This window comes from Nocardioides jiangsuensis (assembly GCF_019679455.1).
Taxonomy (GTDB): Bacteria; Actinomycetota; Actinomycetes; order Propionibacteriales; family Nocardioidaceae; genus Nocardioides_C; species Nocardioides_C jiangsuensis.
The window spans coordinates 440,242-454,883 of record NZ_JAIEZQ010000001.1; the positions used below are offsets into that span (position 1 = coordinate 440,242).

Here is a 14,642-nt window from a genome sequence, read left to right on the forward strand (position 1 = left end):
GGCTTCGAGGCGTCACTCGTTCGGCGACGCGCCGTCCGCCGTACGGCCGGGGATGCGAAGTCATGCAGTGGATCCGATAACCTTCCGAACGTGTCCCATGACTTCGACGACCTCCTCGAGGCCAACCGCCGTTTCGCCGAGTCCTTCGCGCTGAGCGGCTTCGACGGTGTCGCGCACGCCGGCGTCGCCCTGGTGACCTGCATGGACTCGCGCATCGACCCGCTCGGCATGCTCGGCCTCGAGCCGGGCGACGCGAAGATCTTCCGCAACCCGGGTGGCCGCGTGACGCAGGCCGCGCTCGAGGCGCTCGTCCTCGGCGCGCACCTGCTCAACGTGAGCCGGATCCTGGTCGTCCCGCACACGAGGTGCGCGATGACGTCGAACACCGAGCACGAGCTGCGCGAGAAGATCAGCCGGTCCAGCGGCCAGGACGCCTCCTGGCAGACCTTCCACGTCATCGAGGACCAGATCGCCGCGCTCCACGAGGACGTGCAGAAGGTGCGGGCGCACCCGCTGATCCCCGACACGGTGAAGGTCGGCGGGTTCCTGTACGACGTGGACACCGGCCTCATCGAGCAGAAGGTCTGACCGCCGTACGGCGTCAGGCGTCGATCGCCTCGGCGTCCACCTCGTAGGCGCCCTGCACGATGAACTCCTTGCGCGGCGCGACCTCCGAGCCCATCAGCAGCTCGAACACGTTGGCGGCGACGTCGGCGTCGTCGAAGGTGATCCGGCGCAGCGTGCGGTGGCGCGGGTCCATGGTGGTCTCCGCGAGCTGGTCGGCGTCCATCTCCCCGAGTCCCTTGTAGCGCTGGATCGGCTCCTTCCAGCGCACGCCCTTCTTGGTCAGCTCGGCGAGCTTCCGCTGCAGCTCGGGGTCGGAGTAGGTGTAGATGTACTTGTCCATCCCCTTCTTCGGGTTGGACAGCTCGATCCGGTGCAGCGGGGGTACGGCGGAGTAGACCCGGCCCTCGCGGATCAGGTCCGGCATGTACTTGAAGAACAGCGTGGTCAGCAGGCAGCGGATGTGCGCGCCGTCGGAGTCCGCGTCGGCCATGAAGATGATCCGGCCGTAGCGGCGGGCGTCGATGTCGAAGGTCCGCCCGGAGCCGGCACCGACCACCTGGATGATCGAGGCGCACTCGGCGTTCTTCAGCATGTCGCCGACCGAGGCCTTCTGGACGTTGAGGATCTTGCCGCGGATCGGCAGCAGCGCCTGGAACTCGGAGTTGCGGGCAAGCTTCGCGGTGCCGAGCGCGGAGTCACCCTCGACGATGAACAGCTCGCTCTTCTCCATGTCGTTGGAGCGGCAGTCGGCCAGCTTCGCCGGGAGCGCGCTCGACTCGAGCGCGTTCTTCCGGCGCTGGGTCTCCTTGTGCTGGCGGGCGGCGATCCGCGTGCGCGAGGCCGCGACCACCTTCTCCATGACCAGCTTGGCCTGCGCCTTCTCCGCCCGCTTGGTGGAGGTGAGGAACTTCTTGAGCTCGCCGGAGACGACCTTCCGCACGATGTTCCGCGCGGCGGGCGTGCCGAGCACCTCCTTGGTCTGCCCCTCGAACTGCGGCTCGGCCAGCCGGACGGTGACGACCGCGGTCATCCCCTCGAGCACGTCGTCCTTGATGACGTCGGTGTCGTTGACCTTGAGCTGCTTCGTGGCCCGCAGCACCTCGTTGAACGTCTTGGTGACCGCCTGCTCGAACCCGGCGACGTGGGTGCCGCCCTTGGGCGTGGAGATCACGTTGACGAACGAGCGCACCTCGGTGTCGTAGCCGGTCCCCCAGCGCAGGGCGACGTCCACGCCGAGGTCGCGCTCGACGTCCTGCGGGGTCATGTGCCCCTTCTCGTCGAGCAGCGGCACGGTCTCGGTGAACTGCTCGTGCCCCTCGAGCCGCAGGATCTCGCTCACCGGCGCGTCGGCGGAGAGGAAGTCGCAGAACTCGCTGATCCCGCCGTCGTGGCGGAACCGCTCCTCGCGCGGCTCGTCGCCGCGAAGGTCGCGGATCACCAGCTCGAGGCCGGGCACGATGAACGAGGTCTGCCGGGCCCGGGTGACCAGCTCGTCGTAGGTGAACGTGGCGTCCTTGGTGAAGATCTGCCGGTCCGGCCAGAACCGGATCCGCGTGCCGCTCACACCCTTCTTCACCCGGGCGCCCTTGCGGGTCAGACCCGACTGGGGGGTGAAGTCGGCGCCAGGCCCGTCGGCGGAGAAGACACCGGGTACGCCGCGCTGGAAGGACATGCCCTGGATCGCCGGGGAGCGCTCGACGTCCACGTCGAGCCGGGAGGACAGCGCGTTGACGACCGAGGCGCCCACGCCGTGCAGGCCACCGGTGGCCACGTAGGAGCCGCCACCGAACTTGCCGCCGGCGTGCAACTTGGTGAAGATCACCTCGACGCCGGGCAGCCCGGTCTTCGGCTCCTTGTCGACGGGGATGCCGCGGCCGTCGTCGTGGACCTCGACCGAACCGTCGGCGTGCAGGATGACCTCGATCCGCTGCGCGGCACCGGCCAGGGCCTCGTCCACGCCGTTGTCGATGATCTCCCACACGCAGTGCATGAGCCCGCGGGTGTCGGTGGACCCGATGTACATGCCCGGCCGCTTGCGCACGGCCTCGAGCCCCTCGAGGACGAGGAGGTGGTGGGCGTTGTACGAGTTGTCGATCTTGGTCCCTCCGGCGGTGCTGGCTGGCACGGGGCTCCTTGCGGCTCGGGTGGTGGCTCACGGACAAATCTACCCGCGACACGCCCACCGCCCGAAACGCCACGCCTACCGCGGATGGGGGGTGCGAGAGGCCACGATGAGGACGAGTCACGATGCGACAACGATGTGTTCTGCTCTGGGCGAAACAGGCAGCGGCGGGGCACCTCGGGGCGTCAGACTTGATGCGAGCCAGCTGTGGTCAGGGTCACCCCGGTCTCACCGGGTACACCATCGGCCAGGGGGAAGCATCATGAGTGATTGGATGTTGAGTCAGGTGAGTCGAAGCGCCCGGCCCGTGATTGACCCGAGGTAGATCGGGGAATGTTGGAGTCGAGCGTTACGTTGAGCAGGACATCATGAAGGAAAGAGGCCTCAAGTGACCACTGCAGTTGCCCCCAGTACATCTCTGACGGCTGTGGACCGCTGCGACCGGTGCGGTGCCCAGGCCTACCTGCGCGTCGAACTCGCCGGTGGCGGCGACCTTCTCTTCTGCGCGCACCACGCGCGAGAGCACGGCGACAAGCTTCGTGAGATCGCGGTGAGCGTCCACGACGAGACCGACAAGCTGACCGACACCCCGACCGTCGCACCCGAGTGACCGAGCACTGACCGCTCCCCTCGACAGACGTACCGAAGCCCCGGGCCCCGTGCCCGGGGCTTCGGCGTTCTGTCTGGACCACCGTGTGACAGGGTGATGCCGTGAACCTCACCGAGCTCCTCGTGGGCCTGGCCATCCTGGTCGGGCTCATCGGCATCCTGGTCCCGATCCTGCCCGGCTCGGTGCTGATCCTCGGTGCGGTGCTGGTCTGGGCCACGCTGGACGGCTCGGGCACCGCCTGGACCGTCTTCGCGGTCGCGACGGCGATGCTGGTCATCGGGGCGGTCGTGAAGTACGCGATCCCGCACCGCGGGCTGCGGACCAACGGGGTGCCCACCCGCTCCATCCTGCTCGGCGGCCTGCTCGGGACCATCGGGTTCTTCGTCGTCCCGGTGGTGGGTCTGGTCCTCGGGTTCGTGCTCGGGGTGTACCTCGCCGAGGTCGCCCGGGTCGGCAAGGACCAGGCCTGGCCCTCGACGAAGGCGGCCGTCCGCGCGGTCGGCCTCTCGATCCTCGTCGAGCTCGTCACCGGCCTGTCCGCCGCGGCCACCTGGTTCGTCGGCGCCGTACTGACCTGAGCCCCGTGTCCGTACTCCTCGCGCTCTTCTCCGCGCTCGCCTACGGCCTGTCCGACTTCGTCGGCGGTCTGGTCTCCCGTCGTACGGCGGCCTGGCCGGTCGCCGTGGTCGCCCAGCTCTCCTCGACGCTGTGCACCGCGCTGATCGCCCTGTTCGTCGCCGGCTCCCCCACCGGCCAGGACTTCCTGTGGGCGCTGCTCGCCGGGGTCGCGAGCGGGACCGGGACCGGCTTTCTCTACCGAGGGCTCGCCGCCGGACGGATGAGCGTGGTCGCGCCCGTGTCCGGCGTGGGCGCCGCCCTCGTCCCGGTGCTGGCCGGGACCCTGGGCGGAGAACGGCTCTCGCTGGTGGTGTGGATCGGGATCGCGGCCGCCCTGCCCGGCATCTGGCTGGTCTCGAGCACCGCCGAGGAGCTGCCCGAGTCCGGCGACGTGCACCCGGCGCGGGCCAGCCTCGCCGAGGGGCTGCTCGACGGCGTGCTCGCCGGGCTCGGCTTCGGCGTCCTGTTCGCGGCGCTCGGCCAGATCCCGGACGGGGCCGGGCTGTGGCCGCTGACCCTCACCCAGGCGGTGTCGGTACCGACGGTGGTCGTCCTCGCCACCCTCCTCGGCGCGTCCTGGGTGCCACGCCCCCGCGCGACGTGGTGGGCCGCTGTCGCGGGGCCCCTCGGCGCAACCGCGACCGGGGCGTTCCTGCTGGCCTCGCAGAGCGGCTACCTGACCATCGCGGGGGTGCTGTCCTCGCTGTACCCGGCCACGACGGTGCTGCTGGCCGCGCTCGTGCTCAAGGAGCACATACACCGAGCCCAGGGCGTCGGCCTGGGGCTCTGTGCACTGGCGGTCGGCCTGGTGGCCGGGGGCTGACGGGTTGCGGGGTTGCGCAGGCACTCCCCCGGCCGAACCGGAAGATGCTGGCGTCCTTCTCGAACCGCCGAGGAGAACATGCCCGCGCCCGGGAACGCAGAACGGCGACCGCTCCGGAAGAGCGGTCGCCGTGCTGGTCGCGGGAGGGGCCCCGCGTCAGTCGAGGTAGTCGCGCAGCACCTGCGAGCGCGACGGGTGGCGCAGCTTCGACATGGTCTTGGACTCGATCTGCCGGATCCGCTCGCGCGTGACGCCGTACACCTTGCCGATCTCGTCGAGGGTCTTCGGCTGGCCGTCGGTGAGCCCGAACCGCATGGACACCACGCCGGCCTCACGCTCGGAGAGGGTGTCGAGCACGGCGTGCAGCTGCTCCTGGAGCAGGGTGAACGAGACCGCGTCGGCCGGGACAATCGCCTCGGAGTCCTCGATCAGGTCGCCGAACTCGGAGTCGCCGTCCTCGCCGAGGGGAGTGTGCAGCGAGATCGGCTCGCGGCCGTACTTCTGCACCTCGATGACCTTCTCGGGGGTCATGTCGAGCTCCTTGGCGAGCTCCTCCGGGGTGGGCTCCCGGCCGAGGTCCTGGAGCATCTGCCGCTGCACGCGGGCGAGCTTGTTGATGACCTCGACCATGTGCACCGGGATCCGGATGGTGCGGGCCTGGTCGGCCATCGCGCGGGTGATCGCCTGGCGGATCCACCACGTCGCGTAGGTGGAGAACTTGTAGCCCTTGGTGTAGTCGAACTTCTCGACCGCACGGATCAGACCGAGGTTGCCCTCCTGGATCAGGTCCAGGAAGAGCATGCCGCGGCCGGTGTAGCGCTTGGCCAGCGAGACCACGAGTCGCAGGTTCGCCTCGAGCAGGTGGTTCTTGGCGCGGCGTCCGTCCTCGGCGATCCACTCGAGCTCGTCCTGGACCTTGGCGCTGACCTTGCCGCCCTTGGCCAGCTTCTCCTCCGAGAACAGGCCGGCCTCGATCCGCTTGGCGAGCTCGACCTCCATCTCGGCGTTGAGGAGGGGGACCTTGCCGATCTGCTTCAGGTAGTCCTTGACCGGGTCGGCGGTGGCGCCGGCCACCATGACCTGCTGCTCGGGCTCGTCGGTGTCGTCGGCCGCGGAGATGACGAAGCCCTGCTTCTCGTCCTCCTTGAGCGTCGGGTCCTTCGCGAGGTCCTTCTCGAAGATCTCGTCGGGGATGTCCGGCAGCACCTTCTTGCCGTCGGGACCGACGACCGGGGCGGCGACGCCGTTGCCCTCGACCTCGACGGTCTCGGCGACCTTCTTCGCCGCGGTCTTGCGGGTGGTCTTCGCGGCAGGCTTCGCGGGAGCGGCCTCGGGCGCCTCGTCGGGCTCGGCGGTCTTGGCCGCGGCCTTCTTCGCCGGCGCCTTCTTGGCGGCTGCCTTCTTCGCGGTGCTGGCCTTCACGGTGGTGCGGCTGCTCGCGGCCGCCGCGACCTTCTTGCGGCCGGCGGCGTCGTCGCCCGACAGGACCACGGTGACCCCCTCCTCGCTCAGGAACCTGAGCAGTGCCTTCAGGTGCTGGGGTGAGATAGCCGCGGCCTCACTCGTGTCGCGCACCGCGCCGGCGCTGACCTGCCCGGTGGCCTTGCCCAGCTCGACCAAGGCGACGACCTCGGGATGGGCGAGAACCTCTGCGGGGAGCTTGCGGGACGTGCTCGTCGACACGAACTACCTCTCGTAAACGGTTGCGGGACGCGGCGAAGCCCGGAGACGTCAAGAGCCGCGCTTTCTATTGTGACACGGGGTGCCGACAATCCAAGGCAGACCCCGACGTTCGCACCGTGATCCTGGCCGGGTCCCACCGCGACACGCCGTGTCACGTGGCGGCCTGAGCCTTCTTCTCCTTCTTGAAGGCGCGCACCTTCTCCAGCGAGGTGGCGTCCACCACGTCGGCCACGGAGCGGAACGACCCGGTCTCGGCGTAGTCGCCGGCCGCCTCCTCCCACCCCTCGGGGCGTACGTCGAGCTGCTTGCCGACGAGCGCGACGAAGATCTGGGCCTTCTGCTTGCCGAACCCGGGGAGCGCCTGGAGCCGCCGGAGCAGGTCGCGCCCGCTGGTGGCCTCCTGCCAGAGCCGCTCGGTGTGCCCGTCGTACTCGGCCACGACGTGCGCCGCGAGCGCCTGCACCCGGGCGGCCATCGATCCCGGGAACCTGTGGATGGCCGGCGGGACCGCGCACAGGGCGGCGAACCGCTCGGGGTCGGCCACCGCGATCTCCGCGGGGTCGAGGGTCCCGAACCGCTCGAGGATCTTCGCCGGGCCCGCGAAGGCGCGCTCCATCGGGAACTGCTGGTCGAGGAGCATGCCGGCGAGCAGGGCGAACGGGCTCTCGGAGAGGACCTGGTCGGCTCGGGGGTCCTGGGCGATCTGGATGGCCATGGGCCCATCCTGACGCATCGGCGTGCCCTCGCGGGAGGGCGCAGGTACGACAACGGGGTCGTTCACCCGCAGCAGATGCCGGTGAACGACCCCGTGGTGACGTGGTCGGTGGATGCGGGAGGGTCAGGCCTCTCCGGCCTTCACGGCGAGCACCGGGCACGGGGCGTCGAGCAGCACCCGCTGGGCGTTGCTGCCCAGGATCAGCTTGCCGACGGGCGAGCGACGGCGCAGGCCGATCACGATGAACTCCGCGTCGACCTCGGTCGCGACGTTGACCAGGTCCTCGGCTGGGTCCATGCCCCGGACGAGCTGGCGGACCTCGTGCTCGACGCCGGCCTCGCGAAGCTCGTTCTTGACCTCCTCGAGCTGGGCCTCGGACTCGATGGCGTCCTCACGGTCGAACTCGCGGCCCCCGCGGTGGGAGTTGACGACGACGAGGCGCGAGTTGCGTAGCTTCGCCTCCTCGGCCGCGCGCCGCAGCGCTGCCTTGCCTTCCGACTTGGGCACGTACCCCACGACGATGGTCCCCATTGACCGTCCTCTCTACCGCTGGCGACTTGTCCGACCTGCGGAAACGCAGGCATCCGGCTCGAACCGTACCGCAGGACCGGTCCCCCGGTCGCCTGTGGACGACGAGGCGCGGCGCAGCGCCGGGCGGTGCAGGCTGTCAGCGTGTACGACGCCGCACCCCCGCACCCGCTCCTGCGCCAGGAGGTGGCGATGCTGCGCGCCCGGGAGAGCCGGCGGGTCTTCGACACCGCGGTGCACGTCGGGCGGCCCGCCGGCGCGCGGGACTCGTTCGTGGTGCGCGCGATGCACCTGCCGGCGATGGACCCCTCGCTGCGCACGGACGTGGTGGAGGAGCTGGTGTCCCGGACCGCGGCGGACCACACCTCGGTGTGGCTGACCCGGCCGGGCGAGCCCTACCCGCACGACCTCGACCTGGCCTGGCTCGCCGCGGCGACGCTGGCCTTCGGGGTGCACGGCCGGCCGCTGGAGGGGTTCTGGACGATCACCCGGGCCGGGTGGCTCGACGTGCGGACCGGCGAGAACCGGGTCTGGAAGCGGCTGCGGGCCTGAGCGCGCGGCCGGGCGCCGCAGGTCACACCCCGGGGGGCCGGGCGCCAGCCACCGGCGGGGTCACTCCCAGGTGTGGACGGGCTCGTTGGTGTGCATGTGCGCGCGGTACTCGTTGAGCGTGGTGCGCAGCGCGTCCATGCGGTCGTCGGTGGACTCGAGGTGCCGGTGCATCCGGTCGGCGAACCACGACGCGCCGTTCTGCCCGGTGAGGCAGCGCTGCTCGATGATCCCGAGCAGCCGGTCGCGCTCCTCGGCGTCCACGCCCCAGGCGTCGAGGCCGGCGCGCGCCATGGGGAGCAGCCGCCGTACGACCAGCTCGGTGGCCGGCACCTGACCGACGCCGGGCCAGTAGACGTTGGCCTCGATCCCCTGCCGCGCCGCGACGTGGAAGTTCTCCTCCGCGGCGCTGAACGACATCTGCGACCACAGCGGCCGCTCGTGCTCGGCGAGGGTGCGCACCAGGCCGAAGTAGAACGCCGCGTTGGCCATCGTGTCGGCCACGGTCGGTCCGGCGGGCAGCACCCGGTTCTCGACCCTCAGGTGCGGCGTGCCGTCGACGACGTCGTACACCGGCCGGTTCCAGCGGTAGATCGTGCCGTTGTGCAGCCGGAGCTCGGCCAGGTGCGGCGTCTCCCCCTTCTCGAACACCGCGACCGGGTCCTCGTCCTCGACGATCGGCAGCAGCGCCGGGAAGTAGCGGACGTTCTCCTCGAACAGGTCGAAGATCGAGTTGATCCAGCGCTCGCCGAACCACACCCGGGGTCGGACGCCCTGTGCCTTGAGCTCCTCGCTGCGGGTGTCCGTGGCCTGCTCGAACAGCGCGATCCGGGTCTCCCGCCACAGCTCCTTGCCGAGCAGCACCGGGGAGTTCGCGCCGAGCGCGAGCTGCACGCCGGCGATCGCCTGGGAGGCGTTCCAGTAGGCCGGGAAGTTCTCGGGGCTGACCTGGACGTGGAACTGGGTGCTGGTGCAGGCGGCCTCGGGCACGATCGAGTCCGAGGTCGTCCGCAGCCGCTCCACCCCGGCGATGTCGATCACGATGTCCTCCCCGCGGGCGGCGAGGATCTGGTCGCTGAGCAGGTGGTAGCGAGGGTTCGGGCTGATCGTCGCCGGGCTCATGTGCCCCTCGGACAGGGTCGGCAGGATGCCGATCATCACGAGGTGGGCGCCGACCGCCCGGGCGTTCTCCTCGGCCGTGTTCAGGCTGGTGCGCACTCCCTCCTCGAAGGCGGTGAAGCCGTGCATGTGGAGCTGCTTGGGCGGGACGTTGATCTCGAGGTTGAACTGTCCGAGCTCGGTCTGGAAGGACGGGTCGGCGATCGCCCCGAGCGCCTCGCTGCTCTTCAGCGACGGGTTGCCGTCGTCGTCGACGAGGTTCAGCTCGATCTCCAGCCCCGTCATCGGGTCGTCGGCGTCGAAGCGCGCGTCACGCAGCATCCTGGCGAACACGTCGAGGCACCGGCGGACCTTCTCGCGGTAGCGGGTGCGGTCCTCCCGCGAGAACTCCTGCTGTGCTACTTCTTCGCCCATGACGGCAGCCTAGAGCCATCCGTCAACGGCGCCCGCCTCAACCGGCGAACAGTGTGAGCAGGTGCTCGGGCACCGGCCGCCAGGACGCCGGTGAGATGGCCGCCGCGAGCGCCTCGCTGAGGAGCGCCGCGAGCCGGTAGTCGGGCTCGGACTCCTGGCACCGCTCGACCGCGCACCAGGCGAGCGCCCCGTCGCCGGAGAGCCACGCGGCGAACCCGAGCAGGGCTGCCGGTGCCGCCGCCAGGTCGCGCGGGGACCGCAGCACCAGGTCGCGCCACAGGGACACGTGGCGCGCGGCGCTCGACCGGTCCATCAGGGACCAGGCCACGTCGCGCACCTCGATGGAGACCATCGCGACCAGCAGCCGGCCGGCGTCGTCGCTGTCGAGCGGGACCCCGTCGTCGAGGTAGCGGCGGACCCGCTTGCGCACCCACCGCCCCTCGACCACCAGGTGGGCGCGGGCACGCTCGGGTGCGGGGCCGCCCAGCGGCTGCGCCACGGTGGCCTGGAACCGGGCCGTCGCCCGGTCGGCGGCCGCCTCCACCTCCTCGACCGCGTCGAGGTCCGTGCCGACGAGCGAGTCGGCGAGCTCGCGCCGGTTGCGCCAGGTCACCTGCCCCTCCAACACCCCTTGGGCGGTGAGCGGGTGCACGGTGACGTCGTACGGCGTCCCGCCCGGCGGGCAGCACGGCCCGTCGCACCCGGTGAGGGAGTACCACCGCTCGCCGTCGGCGCGGACCGCCTCGACGACGGCCACCCCGCCGGCGTCGAACAGGTGGGTCAGCCGCGAGACCAGCTCGAACGCGAGGCAGTGGTCGTCGGTGTAGGTGAGCACCGCGACCCGGCGGACCCCGTTGCGGGCGAGCGCCTGGTCGATCTGGGCGAGGACCTCGGCCATCCCGGCCTGGTCGTCGGGCAGGTCCACCCGGGCGTGGAGGGGGTGCTCGGCGTCGCCGACCGTCATCACGACCAGCGAGTCCTCAGGGTGGAAGCCCAGGACGTGCGGCACCATCGCCAGCAGGTCGGCCGGGGACTTGGCGCGGAGAGTGCGTGGTTTCGTCATGGCCTCACGCTCGCCGAGCGGCTCCGCGCGTGGGAGCCACCGCCGGCCGGCCGGGTACGACGGCCACCGCCCGCCGGTCTGTGGACACAACCTGGCCCCGCCGACCTCACGTTCCCACCGGCCCCACGTTCCCACCGGCCTCACGTTCCCACCGGCCTCCCGTGCACGGCCGCCGACCGCGCATGCCTCGCTCCCCCGCGGTCGGGCGGCAGGCATGATGGGCGGGTGCGCGCCGACCCGACGATCCTCCACGTCGACCTGGACGCGTTCTTCGCCGCCGTCGAGCAGCGCGACAAGCCGTCGCTGCGCGGCAAGCCCGTCGTCGTCGGAGGCGTGGGCGGCCGCGGTGTCGTCGCCACCGCGTCGTACGAGGCCCGGGCCTTCGGGGTCCGTTCCGCGATGTCGACCGCCGAGGCGCGCTCCCGCTGCCCGCACGCCGCGTTCCTCACCGGACGGTTCGACGCCTACCGCGAGGTCAGCGGCACGGTGATGAGGCTGCTGCGCGAGCTCTCACCGCTGGTGGAGCCGCTCTCGCTCGACGAGGCGTTCGTGGACCTCGCCGCCGCCGGCCTCGACGACGTCTCGGTCGCGGGCGTGACCGAGGTGGCCCGCCGACTCAAGCGGGACCTGCACGAGGCCACCGGCGGCCTGCACGGCTCGGTCGGCATCGGCACCTCCAAGCTGGTCGCGAAGATCGCCAGCGACCTGGAGAAGCCCGACGGGCTCGTGGTCGTGCCGCCCGGCACGGAGCGGGACCTGCTGCGGCCGATGCGCGTGACGGTGATCCCCGGCGTCGGCCCGGCGACCGCCGAGCGGCTGCGCCGGGTGGGCGTCCACACCGTCGCCGAGCTGGAGCGGATCTCCGAGGACGAGCTGGTCCGCGTCGTCGGGCAGGCCCACGGGAAGGGGCTCTACCGGATGGCCCGCGCCGACGACGACCGTCCGGTGGTCGCCGAGCGGGAGGCGAAGTCGGTGAGCGTCGAGGACACCTACGACACGGACCTGGTCGACCGGCGGCTGCTGGAGGGACTGCTGGACCGGCAGGCGGCCAAGGTCACCGAGCGGCTGCGCAAGGCACGGCTGTCCGGGCGCACCGTCACCGTGAAGGTGCGGCTGCACGACTTCTCCACGCACACCCGCTCGCTCACCCTCGCCGCCCCCACCGACAACACCCGGACGGTGGCGCGGCTGGCCCGCACCCTCATCGCCGAGGTCGACACCTCCGGCGGGGTGCGGCTGCTCGGGGTCGGTGTCTCCGGCCTCGCGGACTGGATCCAGGAGGACCTCTTCGGGGACACCGAGGAGGCCGCGGACACCGCGGACGAGCCGCTCGCCGAGGAGGCCATCGCCCGGGTGACCCGGGGCCGCCCGTGGTCGCCGGGGATGGACGTCGAGCACGCCACCCACGGACCGGGCTGGGTCTGGGGCTCCGGACGCGGCCGGGTCACCGTGCGCTTCGAGACCGCGGAGACCCGCCCCGGCCCGGTCAAGACGTTCAGCACCGACGACCCCGACCTGGTGCCGCGCCCCCGCGGCCGGTACGACGTCCCACCGGACACCCCCGAGGCCGGAGTCCCCGAGGCCGGAGTCCCCGAGGCCGGGGTCGCCGCACCGGACGACGCGACACCGCTCTGAACCCACGCACCCTCGGGCGGCGGCGCCCGCTCAGACCCGGAACCGGACCTCGTCACCGGGCCGCAGCTGCGCGCACAGCGGCAGGTCCTCCGGCGCCACCACGCCCACCACGGGGTAGCCGCCGGTCGTGGGGTGGTCGTTCAGGAACACCAGCGGCTCCCCCGACGCCGGCACCTGCACCGCGCCCAGGACGATCCCCTCGCTCGGCAGCTCGTCGCCGCTGCGCCGGGCCAGCCGGGCGCCGTGGAGCCGCAGCCCGATCCGGTTGGAGTCCGCGGAGACGGTGTACGCCGCCCCGCCGAGGGTGGCGAGCGCGTCGTCGGTGTACCAGTCGTGGCGCGGGCCGGCGGTGAGCCGGAGCAGGACCGCGGGGTCGTGGCGCCGTACGGCGGGCACGTCCACGCCCTGCGGCTCGCCCGGCCGCGGCCCCACCGGCAGCCGGCTCCCGGCGGCGAGCGGTCGGGGGCCGAGCCCGGAGAGGGTGTCTGTGGACCGCGAGCCGAGCACCGCGGGCACGTCCACCCCGCCCGCCACGGCGACGTAGGAGCGCAGCCCCGACCGGGCCGGTCCGACCACGACCCGCTGCCCGGCGCGCACGGTCACCGGCTCCCCGAAGGCGCGTTCGCGGCCGTCGACGCAGACCACCGCGTGGGCCCCGGTCACCGCCAGGCTCATCGCGGCGGTGACCTCGAGGTCCACCCCGCCGAGGGTGGTCTCGAGGACGGCGGCGTCGTCGGGGTTGCCGACGAGCCGGTTGGCGTACCGGGCAGCGGGGGCGTCGAGCACCCCCGAGCGCGGGACACCGAGGTGCGCCCAGCCGCGGCGGCCGAGGTCCTGCACCGTGGTGAGCGGGCCGGGGTCGAGGACGACGAGCGCGCGGCTCATCGCGAGACCTCCACGAACCGGACCGGGGTGCCCGGGGTCAGCGTCGCGGGCTCGTCCCGGGTGTCGTCCCACAGCAGGAGGTCGGTGTGCCCGACGAGCTGCCAGCCGCCGGGCGAGGCGGTCGGGTAGACGCCGGTGAACGCGCCGGCCAGGCCCACGGAACCGGCCGGGACGCGGGTGCGCGGGCTCTCCAGCCGGGGCGCGGCGCGCTCCTCGGGCAGCCCGGTGCAGTAGGCGAAGCCGGGCGCGAAGCCGCAGAAGGCGACCACCATCGCGCAGGACGTGTGGGTGTCGACCACCTCGCGCGTGGACATGTCCCACAGCCGCGCGACCGCCTCGAGGTCCGGGCCGTCGTACACCGTGGGCACCTCGACCGTACGGCGGCCGGCGGCAGGTCGTGGGGTGACCGACCAGCCCGCGACCTCCCGTTCCAGGGCCGCCACGTCGTGGACGCCGGCGAACAGCACGGTCCGCGCGGCGGGCACCACGTCGACCGCCGCCACGTGACGCCGCAGCGCCTCGTCGTACAGCGCCGTCGCCGCCGCGGTGTCGTCCACCTCGACGAGCAGCGCGTCGGCGCCGACGGGCAGGAACCTCATGCGAAGCTCCGCAGGGTGAGCCCCGCGGCCTCGAGCGTCCAGCGGACCTCCGTCGCGCTGCGCACCGCCGCCGGGGAGTCGCCGTGCACGCACACCGACGCGACCTGCCCCGACCGGGCCATCTGCAGCGCCCGCGCGGCGATCACGGACGGCTCGTGGTGCACCGCGCCGGGCCGGTCGCGGGGCACCAGCCGACCCTCCTCGGTGTAGGCACGGTCGGGGAAGCCCTCGGGGTGGCCGCTGCGGCCCAGCGACTCGGTGATCGCGAGCAGCACCGACCCGGGCAGCCCCAGCACGGGCAGGTCCCCGGAGCCGTCCAGCACCGCCCGGGCCTGCTCCTCGTCGTGCACGACCCGGTTGTACAGCGCGCCGTGCGGCTTCACGTAGGACACCCGCGTCCCGGCGGCCAGGGCGGCCTCCGCGAGCAGCGCGACCTGGTGGGCGACCTGCTCGACGAGCAGGTCGTAGGCGACGTCGAGGGTGACCCGGCCGAAGTTCTCCCGGTCGGCGTAGGAGACCTGGGCGCCGACCACGACCCCGCGCCGGGCGGCCTCCTCGCACACCGCGCGCATGGTCGCCCGGTCGCCGGCGTGGTAGCCGCAGGCGACGTTGGCGCTGGTCACCACCGCGAGCAGGCCGTCGTCGTCGGTGACGCCCTCGCCCAGGTCGGCGTTGAGGTCGATGACAGGGGGCATCGCCACAACGTACCCAG

15 protein-coding genes are annotated in these 14,642 nt (G+C 72.1%); 6 read left to right on the forward strand and 9 right to left on the reverse strand.

Annotated features, from left to right (window positions below; all coding sequences use genetic code 11):
• The first annotated feature begins 90 nt into the window (after positions 1–90).
• The gene (locus K1X13_RS02130; protein ID WP_221023391.1) at positions 91–588 is read left to right on the forward strand and encodes a beta-class carbonic anhydrase; all 498 of its coding nucleotides are present in this window, start codon (positions 91–93) and stop codon (positions 586–588) included.
• 13 nt (positions 589–601) lie between these two features.
• Here K1X13_RS02130 and K1X13_RS02135 read toward each other — a convergent pair whose 3' ends face one another.
• Positions 602–2,692: a DNA gyrase/topoisomerase IV subunit B gene (locus K1X13_RS02135; RefSeq protein ID WP_221023392.1), complete on the reverse strand. Its 2,091-nt coding sequence runs from the start codon at positions 2,690–2,692 to the stop codon at positions 602–604.
• A 385-nt stretch (positions 2,693–3,077) separates the two neighbouring features.
• Between K1X13_RS02135 and K1X13_RS02140 the strand changes: the two genes are divergently transcribed.
• From K1X13_RS02140 to K1X13_RS02150, 3 genes are all read left to right on the forward strand, one after another.
• Positions 3,078–3,299, forward strand: coding sequence for a DUF7455 domain-containing protein (locus tag K1X13_RS02140; protein WP_221023393.1), 222 nt, complete (start codon positions 3,078–3,080; stop codon positions 3,297–3,299).
• Positions 3,300–3,400: 101 nt separating this feature from the next.
• A complete protein-coding gene (locus K1X13_RS02145; RefSeq protein WP_221023394.1) occupies positions 3,401–3,877 on the forward strand; it encodes a DUF456 domain-containing protein in 477 nt (158 codons plus the stop codon).
• Positions 3,878–3,882: 5 nt separating this feature from the next.
• Positions 3,883–4,740, forward strand: coding sequence for a DMT family transporter (locus tag K1X13_RS02150; RefSeq protein ID WP_221023395.1), 858 nt, complete (start codon positions 3,883–3,885; stop codon positions 4,738–4,740).
• A gap of 156 nt (positions 4,741–4,896) precedes the next feature.
• On the opposite strand, the gene K1X13_RS02155 is transcribed toward K1X13_RS02150, so the two are convergent.
• The 3 genes from K1X13_RS02155 to K1X13_RS02165 all read right to left on the reverse strand — a co-directional run bounded on the left by K1X13_RS02155 (position 4,897) and on the right by K1X13_RS02165 (position 7,669).
• Positions 4,897–6,423: an RNA polymerase sigma factor gene (locus K1X13_RS02155; protein ID WP_308249338.1), complete on the reverse strand. Its 1,527-nt coding sequence runs from the start codon at positions 6,421–6,423 to the stop codon at positions 4,897–4,899.
• A gap of 151 nt (positions 6,424–6,574) precedes the next feature.
• On the reverse strand, positions 6,575–7,138 hold the full coding sequence (locus K1X13_RS02160; RefSeq protein ID WP_221023396.1) for an HhH-GPD-type base excision DNA repair protein: 564 nt from the start codon (positions 7,136–7,138) through the stop codon (positions 6,575–6,577).
• A gap of 123 nt (positions 7,139–7,261) precedes the next feature.
• The gene (locus K1X13_RS02165) at positions 7,262–7,669 is read right to left on the reverse strand and encodes a universal stress protein (protein WP_221023397.1); all 408 of its coding nucleotides are present in this window, start codon (positions 7,667–7,669) and stop codon (positions 7,262–7,264) included.
• Between the two features lie 141 nt (positions 7,670–7,810).
• Here K1X13_RS02165 and K1X13_RS02170 point away from each other — a divergent pair, with 141 nt between their 5' ends.
• Entirely contained in the window at positions 7,811–8,218 is a 408-nt protein-coding gene (locus K1X13_RS02170) for a hypothetical protein (RefSeq protein WP_221023398.1), read from the forward strand.
• 60 nt (positions 8,219–8,278) lie between these two features.
• On the opposite strand, the gene K1X13_RS02175 is transcribed toward K1X13_RS02170, so the two are convergent.
• Both K1X13_RS02175 and K1X13_RS02180 read right to left on the reverse strand, forming a co-directional pair.
• On the reverse strand, positions 8,279–9,748 hold the full coding sequence (locus tag K1X13_RS02175; protein WP_221023399.1) for a glutamate-cysteine ligase family protein: 1,470 nt from the start codon (positions 9,746–9,748) through the stop codon (positions 8,279–8,281).
• A 37-nt stretch (positions 9,749–9,785) separates the two neighbouring features.
• Positions 9,786–10,811: a DUF4192 domain-containing protein gene (locus tag K1X13_RS02180; RefSeq protein ID WP_221023400.1), complete on the reverse strand. Its 1,026-nt coding sequence runs from the start codon at positions 10,809–10,811 to the stop codon at positions 9,786–9,788.
• 225 nt (positions 10,812–11,036) lie between these two features.
• Here K1X13_RS02180 and K1X13_RS02185 point away from each other — a divergent pair, with 225 nt between their 5' ends.
• Entirely contained in the window at positions 11,037–12,446 is a 1,410-nt protein-coding gene (locus K1X13_RS02185) for a DNA polymerase IV (protein ID WP_221023401.1), read from the forward strand.
• 30 nt (positions 12,447–12,476) lie between these two features.
• Here the strand turns inward: K1X13_RS02185 and K1X13_RS02190 are convergent, their stop codons facing one another.
• From K1X13_RS02190 to K1X13_RS02200, 3 genes are read right to left on the reverse strand one after another with little or no spacing between them, the layout of a single operon-like run.
• Positions 12,477–13,331, reverse strand: coding sequence for a 5-oxoprolinase subunit C family protein (locus K1X13_RS02190; RefSeq protein WP_221023402.1), 855 nt, complete (start codon positions 13,329–13,331; stop codon positions 12,477–12,479).
• Complete coding sequence (pxpB, locus tag K1X13_RS02195) at positions 13,328–13,930, reverse strand: 5-oxoprolinase subunit PxpB (protein ID WP_221023403.1); 603 nt, start codon at positions 13,928–13,930, stop codon at positions 13,328–13,330. Before pxpB ends, K1X13_RS02190 begins: the two co-directional genes overlap by 4 nt.
• Entirely contained in the window at positions 13,927–14,625 is a 699-nt protein-coding gene (locus K1X13_RS02200) for a LamB/YcsF family protein (protein WP_221023404.1), read from the reverse strand. The genes pxpB and K1X13_RS02200 overlap by 4 nt, the downstream gene beginning before the upstream one ends.
• Between the last annotated feature and the right edge of the window lie 17 nt (positions 14,626–14,642).

Excerpts from the sequence above, each read along its gene's own strand:
- pxpB (WP_221023403.1), bottom strand. The coding sequence starts at position 13,930 with ATGAGGTTCCTGCCCGTCGGCGCCGACGCGCTGCTCGTCGAGGTGGAC.
- K1X13_RS02160 (WP_221023396.1), bottom strand. The coding sequence starts at position 7,138 with ATGGCCATCCAGATCGCCCAGGACCCCCGAGCCGACCAGGTCCTCTCC.
- K1X13_RS02190 (WP_221023402.1), bottom strand. The coding sequence starts at position 13,331 with ATGAGCCGCGCGCTCGTCGTCCTCGACCCCGGCCCGCTCACCACGGTG.
- K1X13_RS02175 (WP_221023399.1), bottom strand. The coding sequence starts at position 9,748 with ATGGGCGAAGAAGTAGCACAGCAGGAGTTCTCGCGGGAGGACCGCACC.
- K1X13_RS02165 (WP_221023397.1), bottom strand. The coding sequence starts at position 7,669 with ATGGGGACCATCGTCGTGGGGTACGTGCCCAAGTCGGAAGGCAAGGCA.
- K1X13_RS02180 (WP_221023400.1), bottom strand. The coding sequence starts at position 10,811 with ATGACGAAACCACGCACTCTCCGCGCCAAGTCCCCGGCCGACCTGCTG.
- K1X13_RS02200 (WP_221023404.1), bottom strand. The coding sequence starts at position 14,625 with ATGCCCCCTGTCATCGACCTCAACGCCGACCTGGGCGAGGGCGTCACC.